At 23.8% G+C, this 20,955-nt stretch carries 19 protein-coding genes; 9 read left to right on the forward strand and 10 right to left on the reverse strand.

Annotation, left to right across the window (positions count from 1 at the left end; genetic code table 4):
• The first annotated feature begins 17 nt into the window (after positions 1-17).
• Genes ACQH25_RS02850 through ACQH25_RS02860 form a run of 3 tightly spaced genes read left to right on the forward strand, consistent with a single transcriptional unit; the run spans position 18 to position 3,303 of the window.
• Entirely contained in the window at positions 18-1,391 is a 1,374-nt protein-coding gene (locus tag ACQH25_RS02850; RefSeq protein ID WP_425381724.1) for a PhnE/PtxC family ABC transporter permease, read from the forward strand.
• A 17-nt stretch (positions 1,392-1,408) separates the two neighbouring features.
• On the forward strand, positions 1,409-2,347 hold the full coding sequence (locus ACQH25_RS02855) for a DHH family phosphoesterase (protein ID WP_425381725.1): 939 nt from the start codon (positions 1,409-1,411) through the stop codon (positions 2,345-2,347).
• A 20-nt stretch (positions 2,348-2,367) separates the two neighbouring features.
• The gene (locus ACQH25_RS02860; RefSeq protein WP_425381726.1) at positions 2,368-3,303 is read left to right on the forward strand and encodes a DHH family phosphoesterase; all 936 of its coding nucleotides are present in this window, start codon (positions 2,368-2,370) and stop codon (positions 3,301-3,303) included.
• Positions 3,304-3,579: 276 nt separating this feature from the next.
• Here the strand turns inward: ACQH25_RS02860 and ACQH25_RS02865 are convergent, their stop codons facing one another.
• On the reverse strand, positions 3,580-5,877 hold the full coding sequence (locus tag ACQH25_RS02865) for a hypothetical protein (protein WP_425381727.1): 2,298 nt from the start codon (positions 5,875-5,877) through the stop codon (positions 3,580-3,582).
• Positions 5,878-6,059: 182 nt separating this feature from the next.
• Positions 6,060-6,848, reverse strand: a complete 789-nt coding sequence (locus tag ACQH25_RS02870) for a hypothetical protein (protein ID WP_425381728.1) — start codon at positions 6,846-6,848, stop codon at positions 6,060-6,062.
• A gap of 967 nt (positions 6,849-7,815) precedes the next feature.
• On the opposite strand from ACQH25_RS02870, the gene alaS reads away from it, so the two are divergent.
• A complete protein-coding gene (gene alaS / locus ACQH25_RS02875) occupies positions 7,816-10,542 on the forward strand; it encodes an alanine--tRNA ligase (protein ID WP_425381729.1) in 2,727 nt (908 codons plus the stop codon).
• A gap of 389 nt (positions 10,543-10,931) precedes the next feature.
• On the opposite strand, the gene ACQH25_RS02880 is transcribed toward alaS, so the two are convergent.
• The 7 genes from ACQH25_RS02880 to nusA form a co-directional block, all read right to left on the reverse strand.
• A complete protein-coding gene (locus ACQH25_RS02880) occupies positions 10,932-11,525 on the reverse strand; it encodes an agmatine deiminase family protein (protein WP_425381730.1) in 594 nt (197 codons plus the stop codon).
• Positions 11,471-12,052: an agmatine deiminase family protein gene (locus tag ACQH25_RS02885; RefSeq protein ID WP_425381731.1), complete on the reverse strand. Its 582-nt coding sequence runs from the start codon at positions 12,050-12,052 to the stop codon at positions 11,471-11,473. Before ACQH25_RS02885 ends, ACQH25_RS02880 begins: the two co-directional genes overlap by 55 nt.
• 174 nt (positions 12,053-12,226) lie before the next feature.
• Positions 12,227-12,409: a hypothetical protein gene (locus ACQH25_RS02890; RefSeq protein ID WP_425381732.1), complete on the reverse strand. Its 183-nt coding sequence runs from the start codon at positions 12,407-12,409 to the stop codon at positions 12,227-12,229.
• Positions 12,410-12,641: 232 nt separating this feature from the next.
• Positions 12,642-13,001 carry a 30S ribosome-binding factor RbfA gene (gene rbfA, locus ACQH25_RS02895; protein WP_425381733.1) on the reverse strand — a complete coding sequence of 120 codons (360 nt, stop codon included), beginning with the start codon at positions 12,999-13,001 and terminating at the stop codon, positions 12,642-12,644.
• Between the two features lies 1 nt (position 13,002).
• The gene (infB, locus tag ACQH25_RS02900) at positions 13,003-14,832 is read right to left on the reverse strand and encodes a translation initiation factor IF-2 (protein ID WP_425381734.1); all 1,830 of its coding nucleotides are present in this window, start codon (positions 14,830-14,832) and stop codon (positions 13,003-13,005) included.
• A 27-nt stretch (positions 14,833-14,859) separates the two neighbouring features.
• Complete coding sequence (rnpM, locus tag ACQH25_RS02905) at positions 14,860-15,150, reverse strand: RNase P modulator RnpM (protein ID WP_425381735.1); 291 nt, start codon at positions 15,148-15,150, stop codon at positions 14,860-14,862.
• Positions 15,151-15,168: 18 nt separating this feature from the next.
• Positions 15,169-16,344 (reverse strand): transcription termination factor NusA, encoded by a 1,176-nt coding sequence (gene nusA / locus ACQH25_RS02910; RefSeq protein WP_425381736.1) that lies wholly within the window; start codon positions 16,342-16,344, stop codon positions 15,169-15,171.
• Between the two features lie 486 nt (positions 16,345-16,830).
• Here nusA and ACQH25_RS02915 point away from each other — a divergent pair, with 486 nt between their 5' ends.
• A complete protein-coding gene (locus ACQH25_RS02915; protein ID WP_425381737.1) occupies positions 16,831-17,226 on the forward strand; it encodes a hypothetical protein in 396 nt (131 codons plus the stop codon).
• 190 nt (positions 17,227-17,416) lie between these two features.
• On the forward strand, positions 17,417-17,911 hold the full coding sequence (locus ACQH25_RS02920; RefSeq protein ID WP_425381738.1) for a hypothetical protein: 495 nt from the start codon (positions 17,417-17,419) through the stop codon (positions 17,909-17,911).
• A 35-nt stretch (positions 17,912-17,946) separates the two neighbouring features.
• Here the strand turns inward: ACQH25_RS02920 and ACQH25_RS02925 are convergent, their stop codons facing one another.
• Positions 17,947-18,468: a hypothetical protein gene (locus ACQH25_RS02925; protein WP_425381739.1), complete on the reverse strand. Its 522-nt coding sequence runs from the start codon at positions 18,466-18,468 to the stop codon at positions 17,947-17,949.
• A gap of 502 nt (positions 18,469-18,970) precedes the next feature.
• Between ACQH25_RS02925 and ACQH25_RS02930 the strand changes: the two genes are divergently transcribed.
• From ACQH25_RS02930 to ACQH25_RS02940, 3 genes are all read left to right on the forward strand, one after another.
• Positions 18,971-19,852: a hypothetical protein gene (locus ACQH25_RS02930; protein ID WP_425381740.1), complete on the forward strand. Its 882-nt coding sequence runs from the start codon at positions 18,971-18,973 to the stop codon at positions 19,850-19,852.
• A 207-nt stretch (positions 19,853-20,059) separates the two neighbouring features.
• On the forward strand, positions 20,060-20,281 hold the full coding sequence (locus ACQH25_RS02935) for a hypothetical protein (RefSeq protein ID WP_425381741.1): 222 nt from the start codon (positions 20,060-20,062) through the stop codon (positions 20,279-20,281).
• A gap of 131 nt (positions 20,282-20,412) precedes the next feature.
• Positions 20,413-20,955 carry a ribosome-recycling factor gene (locus ACQH25_RS02940; protein ID WP_425381742.1) on the forward strand — a complete coding sequence of 181 codons (543 nt, stop codon included), beginning with the start codon at positions 20,413-20,415 and terminating at the stop codon, positions 20,953-20,955.

Here is a 20,955-nt window from a genome sequence, read left to right on the forward strand (position 1 = left end):
CACAAATTGATTTTGTTTTGGCTAATAAGGAACAAATTAGTGAAACCTGACAACATATTAAAGATATGGTTAATATTTCCTGAAGTTCTTTATTTACAACAACTGGTTGAAATGGTAAAACTGTTCCTTTTTCTGTTGTTTATTTAGTATTTGAAACAATAATGATTGCTATTGTTGGTACTTTTTTAGGTTTTATTTGTGCTTTTATTTTAGGAATGTTAAGTTCAAATAAAGTTACCAATAAATATGTTGTTAAATTTTTCTGAATGATTGCTACCATCATTCGTCCAATTCCTTCATATATTTATGCTATTATTTTGATTTCATTAGTAGGTCTTGGACCTTTTACTGGTGTTCTTGCTCTAGCGATTGTCACAACTGGCATGCTTGCAAAATATATTAGAGAGTCATTCAATGATATTGATACTACAGTATTAGAAACATTAACAGCATCTGGTGCCAATTATTTGCAACGTTTTCGTTATGGAATTTTACCACAAGTTTCGGCAAATATAGTATCATGAGGAATTTATCGTTTTAGTATTAATATTACTGAAGCAGCAATATTGGGAGTTGTTGGTGCTGGTAATTTTGGTTATATTTTAAATGCATATTGAAGTGGTGCTTATTATCATGATTTTGGTGCATTGCTATTTGGTATGATATTGACAATTATTATTTTAGAATTACTTATTAATGTGTTAAGAAATAAAATTAAAAATGGTTTAGACCCACATTTTATTTACAAATTTAATAAATTTCTTAAAAGAAATCAATCACCTTGATATGTTATTAACGGCCGAATTTTAAATAAAAATACAGTTAACATGTCATTTGATGAATTAAAGGCATTGTTTAAATATACAAATATTATTATTTTTAGAGCAAGTTTTAAAAATTGAATAAAACAATGTTATAAATTTAATTTTAAAAATTGAATTTCTTGAAAGCAAATTTATGCAAATAATTATTGTCAATACTTTAATTTAACTACTGATAATGCAATATTAACAATGAAAGAACATAATTCACAATATTTAATAGCCGTTAAAAATTTAATTGAAAGTCGTAAAAAATATTTAAAAAAATCGTCAAAAAATAAAGTTTTAAAAATAAAAGCAGAAAAAAAAGGATATAAAATTGCTGTTAAAAAATTAAAAGATGACAATAAAAGATTACAAATAAGATTTAATAATGAAATTATGAAATTTAAAAAAAATAATAAAAATTCAAATTTAAATGAACAATATAGTTTTAATAAATTAAAAAAAGAACATCAGTATTTACTTAAAAAGAATAAAAATGAGCGTAAAATTTTAAAAATCAATTTTAATAATGATGTTACTATTATTAAAAATTTATGAAAAAGTGTAAAATTACGTCATGAATAAAAAGTGGAGAATTAATTATGGAAATTTGAAAGTCAATTATTGATGCTATTAAAGATCATGCTACTATTATTTTACATCGTCATATATTACCAGATGGTGATGCTATTGGTTCACAATTAGCATTAAAACAATTAATTAAGTTAAATTTTCCTCAGAAAAAAGTTTATGCTGTTGGAACAATGGTAGAATATTTAACATTTTTGGGAATGATTGATGATATTAGCAATGATATATATAAAGATGCATTAGTAATTGTAACTGATACAGCTAATACGTCAAGAATTGATGATCAACGTTATAAGTTAGCTAAAACAATAATTAAAATTGATCATCATCCTAATAATGATAAATATGGTAATTATCAATGAGTAGACACTAGTTATCCTGCAACTTGCGAAATGATTGCTGATTTTATTTTTACTAATAATTTAATTTGTGATGAATTGATTGCTAAATGTTTATTAACTGGAATTATTACTGATACCACAAGATTTATGCTACGACAAATAACTAATCGTACTTTTTTAATTACTAGTAAATTACTAGAAAAGTATCAGCAAAATATTACTACTATTTATGAAAAACTTGATTATAAAAATAGTAATGAAGTTGAACTTTTAAAGTATTGTTATAGTAATTATCAAATATCATCAAAAGGTATTATTAGTCTATTTATTAGTAATAAAAATTTGAATAAATTAGATATTAGTGCTGATAAAGCAGCTTTTCATGTTAATATATTTAATAATGTTCTTAATCATCCACTTTGAGTTGTTGGTATTGAATATCCTGATCTAAATATTCGTTGTGAATTGAGAACTAGTGATAATATGTTTAAAGTAAATACTGTTGCTCAGCAATTTGGTGGTGGTGGTCATAATAGTGCTGCTGGATGTAAAGTAGCAAATTTAAATGATTTTAATAAACTAATAAAAGTTTTAGAAACATTATTGTAAGTATTAAAGGATTGATAAAAATGACTATTATAAATGAAATCTGATCAATGATCAAAAAGCATAATAAGATAGTATGTTTAGCACATATTAATCCTGATGGTGATGCTTATGCTAGTCAAATTGCTTTATATTTATTAATAAAAAAAATATTTCCTAAGAAAAAAGTATATTGTATCAATGAAAAATCAAAGCGTTTTTCATGATGAAATCAATATTTGCAAGAAGAAACAATAAATATAATTAAAGATAGTTTAGTAATTGTAACTGATACTGCAACATTCGCTAGAATTAATAGTGAGTTTAAAGTTGAAGCACAATCAATAATTAAAATTGATCATCATTTTTCTGCTGATAACTATGGTGCATTACAATGAATTGATGAGAAAGCAAGTTCAACATCAGAGATGATTACTTTTTTAATTAAATTTTTAAATTTAGAAATTGATGAGAAAATTGCCGAAATTCTTTATATTGGTATTATTAGTGATACCAATCGTTTTCACTATCCCGTTGTTAATAGTATTACTTTTCAACTGCTAGCATTTTTAACTAGTTATCAAATTAATTTGACTAATATTTATAATAAATATTATGAACAAACAGTAGATACTTTGAAATTAAAATCATTAATATTTAAAAATTATATTTTTAATAAAAAAATAATATCTTGTTGTTTAAAAGCAGAATTATTAAAACCATTATCAATATCTGCTTTTGCTGCTAATGAGCATGTTGATTTATTAGCAAATATTAATGAAAGTAAAATTTGAATGATGTTTTCACAAACTGAAATTAATGGTCCTATTATTGGCATCTTTCGGAGTAATTATATAAAAGTTAACGCTGTTGCTCAGCAATTTGGTGCTGGTGGTCATAGTCATTATGCAGGGGCAAGTTTTAAAGATTGATCGCAGGTTAATGAAATTATTAAAGTATATACTTTATTAGTAAAATAGTAAATTATATCTTGTAAAATATTATTTAACTGCCAATCAAAACAAATATTACGAAAAAGAGAAAAAGTAATTATTATTTCAGTTAAATATTAAATTTAGGAAAAAAATTAAATATTCTTAGTAATTAAAAAAAATAACTGATAGTAAATTTACTATCAGTTATTTTATATTCTTCATTAATTAAGTTATATGATTTTAAATATATTTTATTTAAGTTATTTGTTTTGGTATTTTTTTAGTTTTTAAACGATAAATTGTTAAGGTGATGATTTTATTTTACATACAAATTTTTTTAATTTTATATATTCTTCCATCATTACTATTATCAGGTCCTATTTTTGTTCCAATATAAATATCATCTTTGTTATTAATAAAAATATTTTCAACAGAACCTAGATTTTTAGGAATATTAGTTAGAATTCCAAAGGAATTAATTTTTGGATAATATTGTAGGAAATATCCTTCTCCTGGTTTATTTCAAGTTCCAGCATAAATGTTTTGTTTACTGTCAATAGCTAATGTAAAAACTTCTCCATTACTTGCTTCATGTATTTTTACAAATTTATTTTCTCCTTTTTTACATTTATAAATATGACCTAGATGTTCTCCTTCCCTTGTACCAATTCATATATTTTCTTCTTTGTCTATTAGTATAGCCCTTATTGCATGAATATTAGAATTTTCATATGGAATATTTACTTCACATTTAGTAAAAATATTTTCATTGTTTGTTTTAAATAGTCCCCTTGTTGTTCCAACATATATATTATTATCCTTATCTACTGCAAATGATCATATTACACCATCTGTTCCCTTAATTTCAGAGAAATTAGTATTTCCAACTTCCATTTTATAAACATTACCATTTCCAGGAAGATCCCTAATAGTACCTGTTTTTCAGGTTCCAATATAAATATTATGATTATTATCAGTCTCTATTTTATTGATAAAATCTCCTGTAAATTGTTTTATATTAGTAAATGTTTTATTTTTTATATCATATTTATAAATTGTTCCTTTAGTGCTACCAATAAAAATGTTTTCTAAACCATCATATTTAATAGCATAACTATTATCATCTATTTCTCCAATAGTTTCAATTTTTTTATTTTTTGTAATTTTGAATACTTTATTACTTTTTCCAACGCAATAAATATTGTCATTATTATCTCCGGTAATACAATATATACCATTTTTTATTTCTGGAATTGTTATTATAACATTTACAATTTCATTATCATTGCATGGTATATCATTTTCATTTATTTTACTATTTTTTTCTAGTTCTTGTTTTTCTTTTTGATATTTTTCTAATTTATTTTCTAGTTCTTGTTTTTCTTTGTTACATTTTTCTGAATCTGCCATTTTATCTTGACATTTTTTTAAATTATTTTCTAGTTGATCTATTTTTTTGCTTTTTTCTTGACATTCTGTTAATTGTTGTTCTAGTTCTTGTTTTGCTTTTCTTTCTTGTTCTAGCATTTTTTGATAAATTGTTATACTATCATTTTTTTCTTTTTTTAGATTTTCTAGTTGTTGTTCTAGTTCTTGTTTTGCTTTTCTTTCTTGTTCAATTTGTTTTTCAATTTCTTTTAATTGTGAAATAATTTTTTCTTTTTCATTATCTTTATTAATAATGTTATTCTTTTCATCAGTAAGTTTATCATTTTCTTTTGTTAGGTTTTTAATATCTTCTTTTAGTTTTTCATTATTTGGATCTTGTTTAATTTCTTTTTCTAATAAACAAATTTGATGATTATTATCAAGAATTTTGTTATTAATATCTTCAATTTTTGAAATTTTTTCTTTTATTTCTTTGGGAAGAATGTTATTTTTTTCTTTTTTTAGTTCATCAATTATTTTATCGATGTTATTAATTTTATTAGCAATTTTTTCTATTTTTATTATTTTTTGTCATTGGTAAATTTCATCAATTTTTATCATTTTATCATTTTCGTTTGTAATCAATTGTTTTAGTTTTTCTTTGATTTCACTGCAACAATTGTTGTTATTTTCATTGTCATTACAGTTTTTAGTATTTTTTAATAGATTAATTCTTTCTTTAATTTTTACTATTTCATTATTTTTATCATTTATTAAATTTTGATAAAAGTCAATTCCTTTATTTTTTTTATCACTATTATTTTTAAATTCTTCAATTTTTTTTTGATATTCATTAATAGTATTTTCATTTTTTACTAATATTGGTAGTAGTTGTTTAATTTCTTGTTGTATTGTTTCTTCAAATTCTTGTTCTGATTTATCATTGTTATTTTTTTGATTAAGTTTTTTTATCATTTCATAATTAATTTTAATTGAATCTTTTATATTATCTAATTGTTTTAATAGTTCTTGACAATTAATTAAAAACATTTCATTTTTTTGTTCTTTAAAGTCTTTAATTTTTTTTCCTTTTTCTAGTGATTCTTTTACACATTTTGCATAAAGAATACTTACTTCTTTTAATTCATCAGCTGTTGCTTGTAGTTTTTTTTCTACTTGTTGTAATTGTTTGTTAAGCAATTCTATTTCATTATTATTGTTATTACCTTCATTATTTTCTTTGCTAATCATGAAATTTGTCTCCTTTTATGAAAAATATCTTGATAAAACGCAAATTTAAAGTAAATATTTAATTAACTTTAATAACTAATGCATTTGGTAATTATTAGTTATTCTTGCGTTTTATCTTTATTTTTTTATGTATATGTGTGATAAATGTTCTTGTGTTTTTTATAAGTTTTATTTGAATCGTTTTATTTTTTCATTATTTGTTGTTCTAATTCTTTTTTTCTATTTATTGTTTCTGTTAGTTTTTTTTCAATTTCTTTTAATCGTGAACTAATTTTTTCATTTTCATGATTTTTATTAATAATGTTATTCTTTTCATAAGAAAGTTTATCATTTTCTTTTGTTAGATTTTTAATTTTTTCTTTTAGTTTTTCATTGTTTGGATCTTGTTTTAATTCTTTTTCTAGTAAACAAATTTGATTATTATTATCAAAAATTTGATTATTAATATCTTCAAATTTTAGTATTTTTTCTTTTATTTTTTCAGGAATAACGTTATCTTTTTCTATTTTTAGTTTATCAATTGTTTTTGCTAGTTCATCAATTTCTTTTCAAATTTCTTTTTCTTTTTCTTGTTTTTGTCATTGGTAAATTTCATTAATTTTTTTATTTTTATCATTTTCCATATCAATTAATTGTGTTAGTTTTTCTTTAATTTCCTTACAACAATTGTTGCTATTTTCATTGTCATTACAGTTTTTAGTATTTTTTAATAGATTAATTCTTTCTTTAATTTTTACTATTTCATTATTTTTATCATTTATTAAGTTTTGATAAAATTCAATTCCTTTATTTTCTTTATCACAATTATTTTTATTATTTTTAAGTTCTTCAATTTTTTTCTGATATTCATTAATAATACTTTCATTTTTTTCTAATATTTGTAATAATTCTTTTATTTCTAATTTTATTGTTTCATCAAATTCTTGTTTTGATTCATTATTGTTATTTTTTTGATTAAGTTTTTTTATCATTTCATAATTAATTTTAATTGAATCTTTTATATCATTTAATTGTTTTAATAGTTCTTGACAATTAATTACATGATTTTTATTTTTTTCTTCTTCAATTATGTTATTAATTTGATTTTTGATATTTTCAATTTGTTTTTCGATAGCTTTTTTTTCTTCGATATGATTTTCAATATTTTCTATTGTACTTGGATCGTTTTTTATTTCTTCAATTTCTATTTTTTTACTTATTAGTTTTTTTTCTAATTCTGCTAATTTTTTTTCATTATTTTTTATTTTATCATCATTTTTATTACCTTTAATTTCTTCTTTTAATTTTTCAATTTCTTGAGTGGCTTCATTTAATTTAGTTTGAATTTCTGCTTTATCTTTTTCTTGGTTTGTTATTTGTTTTTCTGCTGCTGCTAGTTGTTTTTGTAGTTCTTGTGTTTTTTCATTATTACTATTGTTTTCTTCTTTTAATTTTTAGGTAAATCTTAATCTAAGTCTATAATTGAAAAAATAAATATACAATAAAACAATATAAAGGATTTGTGTTATATTTTAATGCAATATAGAAAAATATATAAGATACAGAGTTTCTATAAAAATAATTTAATTAAAGATTAAGTTTAATATTTATTTATATGATGAGATTAAATAATAATTGTTATAAAAAATATTTAATCAATTTTATTTTTTTACTTGTAATAGTTTAGATTAATAGTTAATATTAACATTGAAATTAATATTTTTATTAAAATTAATATTTATGTTAATCTAAACTAGATAAGTACAATTAATAATAATTAGTTTTTAGCGAAAGTGAATGGTGTAAGCACTTAACTACTATTAATTAGAAGCTCCTAGTTTATTATTTTAATAATTAATTAAGTGCATTTATTTTGTAAATGAATTAGGATGGTACCGCGTTAAAAAACGTTCCTATCAAAAATAGGAACGTTTTACATTTTAAGGAGAAAAAAATATTATGTTAATAAAATGAACGACAGATAAAGTTAGAACAACTTGATTAAATTTTTTTAAAAGTTATGATCATCATATTTTAGCAAGTGCTCCACTTGTACCAAATGATGATCCTTCACTATTATGAATTAATTCTGGTGTTGCTACATTAAAACCATATTTTGATGGACGACAAACACCAATTGCTAAAAGATTAGTAAATTCACAAAAAGCAATTAGAACTAACGATATTGAAAATATTGGTTTAACAGCAAGACATCAAAGTTTTTTTGAAATGTTAGGTAATTTTTCAATTGGTGATTATTTTAAAAAAGAGGCTATTGTCTGAGGATGGGAGTTTTTAACTAGTAAAAAATGATTAAATTTAGATGCTAATTTATTGTATGTAACAGTTTTTAATGAGGATGAAGAAACTTATGACTTATGGTTAAATACTATTAAATTACCAAAAGATCATATTATTAAAGGAACAAAAGATACTAATTTTTGAGATATGGGACAAGGACCTTGTGGTCCTAATACTGAAATTTATTATGATCGTGGTATTAAGTATGATCCTAAAAATATTGGCATTAAATTATTAAAAGATGATATTGAAAATGATCGTTATATTGAAATTTGAAATATTGTTTTTTCACAATTTAATAATGATGGTAAAAATAATTATACGGATTTACCAAGGAAAAATATTGATACAGGTGCTGGTTTAGAAAGATTAGTAGCGATTTTACAAGATGTTCCAACTAATTTTGATACTGATTTATTTCAAAATATTATTCATGAATGTGAAAAATTAACAACTTTTCGCTATGATATTAATAATTATTTTTCACAAGATATCAAACAGAAAGCTATTAATATTGCGTTTAAAATTATTGCAGATCATATTCGCTGTTTAGTTTTTGCAATTAGTGATGGTGTCTTTCCTAGTAATAAAGATCGAGGATATGTATTACGAAGATTAATTAGAAGAGCTGTTGTATATGGACAAAAACTTAATATTAATGAACCATTTCTATTTAAGTTAGTTCCAGTTATTGTTAAGAATATGGGTCAGCATTATCAAGAATTACATGAGAAAATCGATTTAGTAACTAATGTTATTAAAAATGAGGAACTTAAGTTTTGAGTAACATTGATAACTGGTAAACAATTATTATTACAAGTTATTAAAGATAAGCAAAAAGTAGATGCAGCTGCTGGTTTTAAATTATTTGATACTTATGGCTATCCGATTGAATTAACATTAGAAATTGCTAATGAAAAAAAAGCTATTGTTGATTTAAAAGGTTTTTATAAATTATTAGATACTAGTAAAGATAATACAAGAAAAGTAAGAATCAATCATCAAGCTTTAACAGTACAATCTTCATTACTTACTAATTTAAAAGTTCCATCAACTTTTATTGGGTATCAAAAAGAACAAGTAACAACAAATATTGCTTTTATGTTTAAAGAAGAACAAGCAGTAACAAGTTTAAGAAATGAGATCGGATATTTAATTTTAGATGAAACTCCTTTTTATGCTGAAAAGGGAGGACAGGCAGCAGATGATGGTGTTATTAAAAGTGAAAATAGTATAGCAACTGTTATTGATGTCCAACAAGCTCCACAAAAACAACATATTCATCAAGTTGAAGTAAAGGGTGAATTAACACAAACAGATGTCGTCGAAGCACAAATTAATAGTTTACATCGTTTATATACAAGAAAAAATCATTCGGGAACTCATCTATTACATGCTGCTTTAAGAAAATTATTAGGTTTACATGTCATGCAATCAGGAAGTTTTAATAATTATCAATATTTGCGATTAGATTTTAGTCATTATGAAACTTTAACACCAGAACAGATTATCATGTTAGAACAACAAGTAAGTAAATGAATTAAAGGTAAGTATCCTTGTCAAATCATTTATTGCAAGTATGAAGAAGCAATCAAAATCGGTGCTTTAGCTTTTTTTGGTGAAAAGTATGAAGCAGAAGTACGAGTAGTTAAATTTGGTGATTTTTCAATTGAACTTTGTGGTGGTACTCATTGTGATAATTCGCAAGAAATAGAACAATTACTAATAACTAGCATTGAATCAAAGGGTTCTGGTTCTTATCGAATCCATGCCTTAACATCAAATAAAACTGTTAATCATTATTTAACACAACAAATAATGATGATTAAAGAACAAAGCAATAATTTATTTATCCAATATCAAAAAAATAAAGATAATGGTAAGCAAGAACAAGTAATTGAAAAAACATATCATACTATTAAAAGTTTAAAAACAACAACTGTGGATTGAAGAAAAGGTAAGTTATTAATAGTAGAATTACAAAGTTTGTTTAAAAAGTGACAAATTAATATTGAAGAATTAAATCGACAAAAAATAGTAAAAAAATATTTAAATTTAATTCCGAAAACAAAAAACAATTATAAATTATTAATTACAAATTTTGAAAATTTAGATATTAAAACGTTAAGAGAAATTATGGAACATTATCGTAATCAATATCAAAATATTATTATTATTTTTATTAATAAAATTAGTAATCAAGAATATTTAGTGTTAGTTGCCTCAAGTAAAGAATTACATAGTAATAAGCAATATCAAAGTAATAATATTTTGCAAAAGATATTAAAAAAATATAATGGTAGGGGTGGGGGCAGTTCAATTTTAGCACAAGGGAAGATTAATAAACTTATTTCTGAGCAAGAAATTATTGAAAATATATTGTAATATATCAAATATTATTGATAATTAATAATCACAAGCTTATTTTTTGCTTTAAAAATAAGAATTCTAATATAGATATTTTCTATATTAAGAAAAAGAACAAAATATCCAGATTTAAAATATCAAAATTTTAATTATTATCGTTTAATTGACTTACTACATTGTATTGTTTTTCTGATATTCCTTTACCGATATTGTTTAATAAGAAAACTTCACCATTTTTAATTTCTTTTTAGTATCTTCAAAATATTTTAAGGTAAAACTATTGAATTTCATATCTTTTTCTCTTTCACTAAAATAACTAGTTAAAATCATTTGATTTTAACTAGTTAAATTAACTTTTTCTTTTAAAGGTATTAAAAGCATATCATAAAATAAGAGTTTTAATAAAATTATGTACTAGTTATTAGAGCAGGCTGATGGCAAATCAAACTATGAATTCCACTTTTACCAAGAATAAGTTCACGGGCATTAAGTAAAATAATTTGTTTATTACTAAAGATATTGGCTTTTGATAATGTATCTAAAAGTTGAGTTTCACTTTCTTCATCATCAAAGGTAGGGATAATAACAATTTTGTTACTAATATATAAGTTAAGATAACTAGTAACAAGTTTTTGATTTTTTAGAATCCGATTATGATAAATATTAAAATCGATCATTTTAATATCATCGGCATTACGAATGTCATTTTTTGGTAAAGGAACTTTTATAATTTTATATTTTTTACCATGGGCATTTATTGCTTTTGATAATATGTCTCAACAATTTTTAACTGCCAGATAGCGATCATCAATAGTATTTTCTGTTCAACTTAATAAAATAGTAGTACTGTTAACTAGGCACATAATATTATCTAATCGTCCTTTGGTTTCATCATATGGTAAGCCATAAGGTATTCAAATAATATTTAAGACATTTAAATAATTTTTTAGATATGTTTCTGCTTGTTCTTGAGATAAATTAGGATTACGTGTTCTTGGCATAAAATACCTTCATAACTAGCAAAGCAAGTACCTTCACCATCGACCATGATCATACTAGGTTCTAAGATGATTGGTAAAAAATAGTAATCAATTTTTTGTAATTCAAATATTTTATATGCTACCATATCATCATCATTTCAAGGTGAATAAATACCTGCTATTTCTCCTCCTCAAGCATTAAAATTAAATTTTAATCCTCTTGTTTGCTTTGTTTCTTTGTTTTGTAAAAATATTGGACCATAATCACGAATAAAACAATCATTAGTAGACATTTCAATAATTGAAATATTTTTATTTAATAAATTTCTAGCATTATTAAATTGATTTTTACTAACAATCATATTAACATGTTCATGTTCACTAATAATATTAGCAAGTTTACTTATTTTTTCTTGTGCTGGTTTAGCACCTAGTCTTCAATTATCAGTTCTTTCTGGTCATACCATTCAACATTGTTGATGTTCTAAAAATTCAGGAATAACATAAAAATCATCACTGCTTGGTGTTGAATAAATCTTTTGTGCCATTGATAGTAGCTTTCCTTTCTTGCTTAGTAGCTACTGAATAGTTCCCTTATTTTATTAATGATTCCTTTTTTTATTATACTAATAATTTTATTTTTATAAAAGTTTTTACTAAATATTTTATTTATTTAAAATTATTTTATTAACTAAGATTTATTGAACTTTTTTATGATAATATTAAATAGTAATGGAATGATGTTCTGGCTTATTTTCTAACAATGAAGTTCTTTCATTAGCAGTATTGTTAATATCATTAGTATTTTTTGGAAAACATTTATTATTAATATTTGAAATAGCATTACCAATTGCATGTACTAAGTTGGAATTTAATCAATATCCAATAATAGGTGTAAATCTCATCTTAGTGTAGCAATAGCACCTAATATTTCAGTTGCATACGCAAAGTATTTTTAAATTTTATTCATTTTTTTCTCCTCTCAAAAAAAACTACTACTTTGAAATTAAAGTAAAATAGATTATAAATTAATATTAAGTTTAGGAATAAAAGATAAAAAAACAAAAAGTAATATTTTATCATCTAATTTTAAGGATAAATAAAGTAAAAAAATATTAAATAATCATTTAATATTTTTTATTCATTAGATGAATTATTGTTTTTAATGTTTTTTAATATTTCTTCAATATTTTTAACTCTAGTGTTGGTATTATCATATTTAAAACGTAATTCAGGAACTTTATATTTATTACTTGTTTTAGCAAGACAACTTCGACAAAATCCTGTTGCTTTTTCTAAGCTGTCACTAATAGTATTAATATCTAAATTATCTAAGTATATAGTTCAGTAAATAGTAGCATAACTATTATCTTTAGTTATTTTGACGTTGGTAATCGTAATATCTTTGAAAAGAATATTTTTTGATTCTTTTTTTAAGATATTACTAATTTCTTTTTTTAAGAAGCTTTCTTGTTGTTCAAATTTAATATTAGCCATCCTACTTTGTCTCCACTTCTTGTACTAAATATGATTCAATAATATCATCTTCTTTTAAATCATTAAAATTTTTAATCGTGATTCCACATTGTGTTTCTTTTTTAGCGATTTTTAAATCATTTTTTTCATGTTTTAAACTACTAATTTCACCGTTATAAATAACAACATCATCACGGATGACATGGACTTTGCTATTACGTTGAATGATACCACTAATAACAATACAACCAGCTATTGTTCCTACTTTGGAGAAGTGAAAAGTTTTAATAACACGTGCTTGACCAAAAATTTTATCTTCATAGGTTGGTTCTAATAATCCTTTTGCTGCAAGTTGTAATTCTTCAGTTATTTTATAAATAATATTATGCAATCTAATTTCAACACCAGCATTAGTAGCAGCTTCACGAACAACATGGTTAGGACGAACATTAAAACCATAAATGATACTTCCTGAAGTTTGTGCTAGTTTAATATCTGATTCACTAATACCACCGATAGTTGCTCTAATAAATTTAATAGCAATATCATTAACATTAATTTTATTTACGGTCTGAACGATTGCTTGTACTGAACCTTGCGTATCTGCTCGTAAAATAACATTAATTTGTTTTAATTCACCAGTAGCAACATCGTGTGTTAAATTGCCCAAACTAATTTGTCTATTATTTCTGATTTTGTTTGTTTCTTCTGTTTGTCTTACCAATGCTACTTTTCTTGCAATTTTATCATCATTAAAAACAATAAATGATTCACCAGGAGTAGGAGCTGTTTCAAATCCTAAAACTTGAACTGGCATTGATGGACCAGCTTTGGTAATGATTTTACCAGTGTCATTAATAAGACGTTTGATTTTGCCCTTAACACTACCAGCAACGATAATATCAGTAACTTTTAATGTTCCACCTTGTACTAATAAAGTACAAATTGAACCAACATTTTTATCATGATGAGATTCAATAACAGTACCATTAGCAAATCGATTTGGATTAGCTTTTAATTCTTTTAATTCAGCGGTGATTAATATTGCTTCTAATAAATCATTAATACCTTGTTTTTTTAAAGCACTACCATAAACAAGGATAGTATCCCCACCTCATTCTTCAGAAGTTAAATCGCAATTGGCTAATTCATTGATAATCCGATCAGTATTAACATTTGGTTTATCCATCTTGTTAACAAAAACAATGATTGAAACGCCAGCTGCTTTGGCATGATCAATTGCTTCACGTGTTTGTGGCATTACACCATCATCACCTGCAACTACTAGCACAACAATATCAGTAATTTTAGAACCACGTGAACGCATGGCAGTAAAGGCTTCATGGCCGGGTGTATCAATAAAAGTAATTAATTTATTATTAGTTTTAATTTGATAGGCACCAATGTGTTGGGTAATACCACCGTGTTCTTGATTAGTAATTTTTGAATTACGAATAGTATCTAATAACGTTGTTTTTCCATGATCAACATGACCCATAATGGTAACAACGGGTGGTCGTTCTACTAAATTTTTTTTATCATCTTCAACATTAATATTTTCTAATAAGTTTTCATATGTAATAACTTTAGCTTTTTCAAAATCAATATCTCATTCTAAACAAAGCTCAAGCATTAATTCTTGATTTAATACTTGATTTTGATTAAATAGTTTACCTTGTTTCATAAAATATTTAATAATGTCAGTTACTGGATGATGTATTGCTTTAGCAAATTCAGTAACAGTTAATGGTTCACTATATAAAAATATTCCTTTTTCATTAATTTGCGATGTTTTTTGTTTAAGTTGTTGATTAATATTTTGTGTTTGTTGAGATATTCGTTTTTTTGCCATTTACATCCCGCCTTTCGCTTGGGAAAATTAATCTCAGTTTGTTTTAATTTCATTAATTAATTGTTCATAAAATTCATTTGGAATTTTTGTTTTTAATGCACGTTCTAATGCTTTACTTTTAATAAGTAAAGGTATTAATTCAATTTTTGGTTGGATATAAGCACCCCGACCATTTTGTTTACCACTTTTATCAATGAATAACTGTCCTTCTTTATTAATAACAATTCTAATTAATTCACGTTTTGGTAGAATAGTATTAGTAATGATACATTTACGCATTGGTATTTTTTTACGTTGGATTAAAGGTATTTTATTCATAAATGCCCTACTTTATTACTAATAATTTTTATTTTTTCATTGTGTTTTTTTCAGTAATTCAGTGATGAACTTTTCATATTCACTTTCTTTAATATTACCATTTCAAGTAAATTTAATATTATTTTCTTTAGCTTGTGCTAATGAAGTAATATTAATATTTCAGTGAGTTACACCAGCAACTAATTTAGCAGCCATTCCGTTTTTACCAATAGCTAATGATAATTGTTCAGTAGGAACAATAATATTTGCTTGTTTTGTTTCTTCATTAATCTCAATTGAGATTACTTTTGCTGGTGTTAAAGCATTAATGATATATTCTTTAATATCAGAATTTCAGGCGATGATATCAATCTTTTCACCACTTAATTCTTGGGTAATTAGTTTTGTTCTTTCTCCTTTTGGACCAATACATGCCCCAATACCATCAATAGTTGGATCATGACTAAAAATAGCAACCTTAGCTCTAATCCCAGGAATGCGGGCAATATCTTTAACTTCAATTACACCTTGTGCAATTTCAGGAACTTCTAATTCTAATAAACAGCGTAAAAAATTAACATGAGTTCGAGAAGCTAAAATTTGACCATAGTTTTTATTTTTAATGATATCTTCAACATAAAATTTAATATAAGTATTATTAGTAATTGGTTTATTTTTTGGTAAGATTTCACTAGGAATTTGGTTTTGTTTTGGTAAAAAGGCATAAGCTCTACCAATTTTAATTAACATATAAGTTTCTTCAATACTTTCAATAGTACCGATTAATATGTGATCTTTTTTATCAATAAATTCATCATAAATTGATGATTTTTCAGCTTCACGGATTGATTGTTTCACTACTTGAATTGCTTTAAAAATTGATAGACGAGAAAATTGATCACTAGGAATGATTTGGGTATAGGTATCACCAATTGTTAAACTAGGGTTTTTTGTTTTAATTGTTGAAAGTGCAATTTCTAACTCAGGATCTTCAACTTTCGCTACGACAGTTAAATCTTTTAAAATTTTAATAGTACCTTTATTTTTATCAATTTCAATTTTAATATTAGTACTATCATCACGATGATTTTGATATTCATATGCTTTTTTTAGTCCTTCTTTTAATGCTTCAATAATATCTTCTTTCGCTATTTGTTTTTCTTCAGCAATTTCATTTATCGCATTTAAAATGATTTGACTAATTTCTGTATCCACTTTTTATCCTCCTTATTTTTATAAACATTGTTGTTTATTATATTGTTAATATTTGAAATAGATTTATTGCAAAATGAAAATATATTTAAAAAATACAATATATTACACTAGAAATAATAAAGACAGCTACTAGCTGTCTTGCTATAATTCTAATTCATTACTTATTATACAATATTATTACTGTGAAAACAATATGTATTTATATTTAGGACGAATTAATATAACGGATAAATTTTCTAACTTCAAACAATAAAACTAGCAAATCTAAATATTTGTTACTTTAATTATATCATAAAAAAATAAAATATGTAATTAATATTTAATTTAATAATATAGAAATGAAAAAAAAGTAATCCCGATGAATTTAATACTGTTTTTTCTGTTTTTGAATTTTTAGATAGTGATGCTACAATTTTCTCATTTCAAAAAACATTAAAATATTGACAAAAATATGATTTAAAACAATTTTATAATCAAGAAAAAGATATGTATAAATTTGATTTTTATATTGTTGGTATTGATTGAGCAACTGGACATAAAGACCATACTGTATTTATAGTAGTTGGTTTTAAAGAATATCATAATACTGGATATTATGATCTTTATATTATTTGTGAATTAGTAGTTACACCAAATGATTTTATTAATGAAAATGAAAAGATTAATGCTTATGTCAATGAAATTTTAGGATTAATGGATAATTTTGAAAATTTTGAACAAACTGTTTATTTTTATGATGATAAAGCAAGAACAGCTATTGATTGATTAAATCAAAAATTAATAGATGAACATAATACTATTTTAATAACACAAAGTGCGATTAAACATGCTTCAAATCTAAATCAAGAAGCAGGATTAACTAAGAGTAGTTTGAATGCGTAATATTATGAGTTATGGAAACTTTTGCTAATAAAGATGATATAAAATGAAATGGAATTTATCCAAAAGAATATTTTAACAATTAAGATATATAATAGTATATAATACTAACAAACTAAATATAAGTTTTACCCATTTTACTTTATTTTAAAAGTAAATGGTTTTTTATTTTTAGATTTAAAAGGAGAAAGTTATGTGAGGTTCAGATAAAACTAAAGAAAGAAAAGAAAAAGAAGAAGAATTAAAATATGCAATAAAAATGGCAAAATACCAAGAAAAGTTAAAAGAAGAAAAAAGACGGCGAGAATGACAAAAAAGACAAGAAGATGCAGAAAAACAAGCTAAACAACTTCAAGAAATTGAAAAAGCTCAAGCTAAATTAAAAGCTGAAACAGAAGAAAGACAAAGACAAAAAGAAGAACGAGAAAGAGAAGAAAAAAATCGAAAAGCTGAAAAAGAAGCTCGACGTGTAAGAGAAGCAAATAAATATATAGAAGAACAAAGAGTAAAAAAAGAAGCAGAAAGAGAAAGACTTTATCAACAAAAATTAAAAGAAGACCGAGCTAAAGAATTAAGAGAACGTGCTAGAGCAATTGAACAAGATGAAAGACAAAAAAGAGAACGGGAAGAAGCACAAAATGCAGCAAAAAGCAAAGGTAAAGGACATTATAATTCATGAAATTTTTAATTTAATTTTATTGATAAAAATACCAAAACACCATATTAAAGTTCAATATTTATATAAGAAATATTTTCGTTGTATTTATCAAATAAATTAATATTATCTAATTTTATTTCTTGTTTGTTAGTTATTACAATTAAATCATAATTTCCAGCACCAAATATACCACTAATTTCAATCCGATTTAAATTATTAATCGGATTTTCAATTTGTAATTCAAATTCACTATTATTATCAATTTTTAAAATTTCTTTATAAAATTCTAATTTAGAAAATAATTGAGATTTATTTGAACCATATAACTTTAAAGCATTTTGAATTTTAACTTTATCAATAATTGTTCTTGTAAAATACTTACCATATTCACCATTACCAAGTGTTCAATCAGCAGAAATTAATGATGGAATGTTGTTACTTTCTAATTCGTTTGTAATAGATAATCAGTTAAATTGATTATCATCAAGTTTAAATAATTCATTTTGGCTAATATCATTACTTTTTAATTTAATATTATTTATATCTGTAAAATCAAAATATGCAGATTTTAATACTACTTTTAACATCTTTAAATTCTCAAACTTTATCAGGTGTAGAATGTATAGGATTTGTTTTATTTCAAAATAATAAGGTAATAATAATTTAAAATCATCATTTAAACCTTTATTAGTAGATATTTAAAGGTTATTTAACAAAAAAAGAACGATTTTAGTTATATCATTCTTTGTTATTTTTAAATCTATTTATTAAATTAATGCGCCCTAATATTTATGAAATGATAAGATAGCTAAAATATATAAATAAAAATCCTGAAATATATTTCAGGATTTTTCATATTATATTACTCAATAATCTTGGAAGTACTGTAGAGAGTATATATAAATAATCAAAATGTTCAATGATGAACAATAATATTTTATCATTTTTGAAATTTTTTTTTAAATTAAGCAAAATAACACGAAAAAATGAGTATTAATATTAAAATAGCGTTAAATAAAAAAATAATGTATAATTAAAATCAGAAAATAGTTTATATTTTTGAGAAAAGTATCCAAGGAGGAAAATACTATGAGAAGTATGAAAACATTATTAAGACTAATGGGTGCTGTTACTTTAAGTACAGTGGCAGCAAGTTCAGTCGTTGCTTGTGGTAATGCCAAAGCACCACAATTAAATGCAAAATATGCTGTATTACTAGGATGATATAGTAATGAAACAACAAGTAACATAAACCAAAAATTAAGTAAAGATCAAACTGCTGGTAAAGAAAAAGAAGAAATTACTATTGATAAACAAAGTATTACAACTACTAACTTTAAAACAAAATTATTAGTAGCAAATAACTCCGATCCATCTAAATTTCAAGCAAAAGATGTTGATGCTGCAAAGTTTTTAGCTGATTTAGGTTTTAAATCAGGTAATGAAAGTCAAGATTATTCACAAACAGATACTGCTGCTATTAATGCTTTAAAAGCAAAGATTACAAGTTTTGAAGCAGGTAAAATTGAAGCAAATGCTGGAAAAACTGATTTTAATGTTGGAGCTGGTACTTGTCAAATTAGCATTATGGATAAAGATGGCACTGATGCTAAATCTATAAAAGATTATACTATTAATACTTTAAAAAAAGATGATGTTGGTGTTCCTGCTGAAGTAGCATCCCTTGTTATAAAAGATAATTTAGCGTTGACTAAGGATAAAGGATATAAACAAGGAGGAAAAGTACTTACATCTTTACCTTGAGCTACTGGAAAAGATAAAGAAAAAAGACTATATGATTCTTTAGTTAAATTATTTGGTAAAGAATCACTAATTTGAGCTTCTGATTCCAATGGACAAAATTCTATAACTACTTATCCTACAAGTGGTAAGGCATACTTAATGGTAAAATTTGGAAATGTAAAACTTTTAAATAATTATCTTGACTGTGGAGATTTACCAGGTGCTTAGTTATTAACTATTTTAAAAGATTGCAATTGCAATCTTTTTTAATTTATTTTCATTTTCTTTGCATTTTTATTTTATTATATTTTATAAACTATTATATCTGTGGTTATCATTAATAATTAAAATTGAAGTGGAAATCAATGCAAGATGCTATCTTTCAATCTTATAAAATGATATCATTAAATATAAAACAATTAAAAAGGAGTCAGTATGTTAAAAGCAGGAAGTATCTTAATATTTATTATTCCTTTATTATGAACAATCCCGAGTTTTATTTTATATCAAAAAGTAAGTAAAGGTGAAGCTTCTGCAGATCAAAAAATTGCTTTAGCAATTTTAGGTATTATTTTTGGTGCGGCATTAGGTATTGTTGGTGGAGTTTTAATGTTAGTTGATTTAAATAATGATGAAAACAAAATTCAAAACTACTAGTAAAAACATTATTAATTAATGATGTTTTTTATTTTTTAAGTAATTTTCCATTGGTTTTAGTAAAAAATATTATATAATTTTTATAGTTTGATTGAAAAACAACTTAAATTATTAATAGGAGGAACACAAAGATGGAAGCTATTATTTTAGAAACTATAAACTTTATGAACGAAATAATTTTACGTTATAAAAATGAAATTAATAAAATTCGCACTGGTAGAGCTAACCCAATTATTTTAGAAGGTATTAATGTTAAATGTTATGGTGGAGTTGATAGTTTACAAAATATTGCGCAAGTTAAAGTAGCAGAAGCTCATCAATTATTAATTAAACCATATGATCGTAGCTTAATTAAAGATATTACTGATGCTGTTACAAAAGCTGATTTGAAGTTACAAATTAAAACTGAAGCAGAAAATGTTCGTTTAATTTTTCCACAATTAACAGAAGAAGTTCGTAAATCTTTAGTTAAGGATTTGAAGAAAAAAACTGAAGAATATAAAATTAAAATCCGTAATTGTCGACGTGATGCTGTTCACAACCTAAAAAAAATAAAATTACCAGAAGATCAAGAAAAACATGGCGAAACTACAATTCAAGAGTTAACTGATAGTAAAATAAAAGAACTTATCGTAATTGAAAACAATAAGCAAGCTGATTTAATGAAAATTTAG

It is taken from the genome of Spiroplasma endosymbiont of Polydrusus pterygomalis, assembly GCF_964030825.1.
GTDB lineage: Bacteria > Bacillota_I > Bacilli_A > Mycoplasmatales > VBWQ01 > Spiroplasma_E.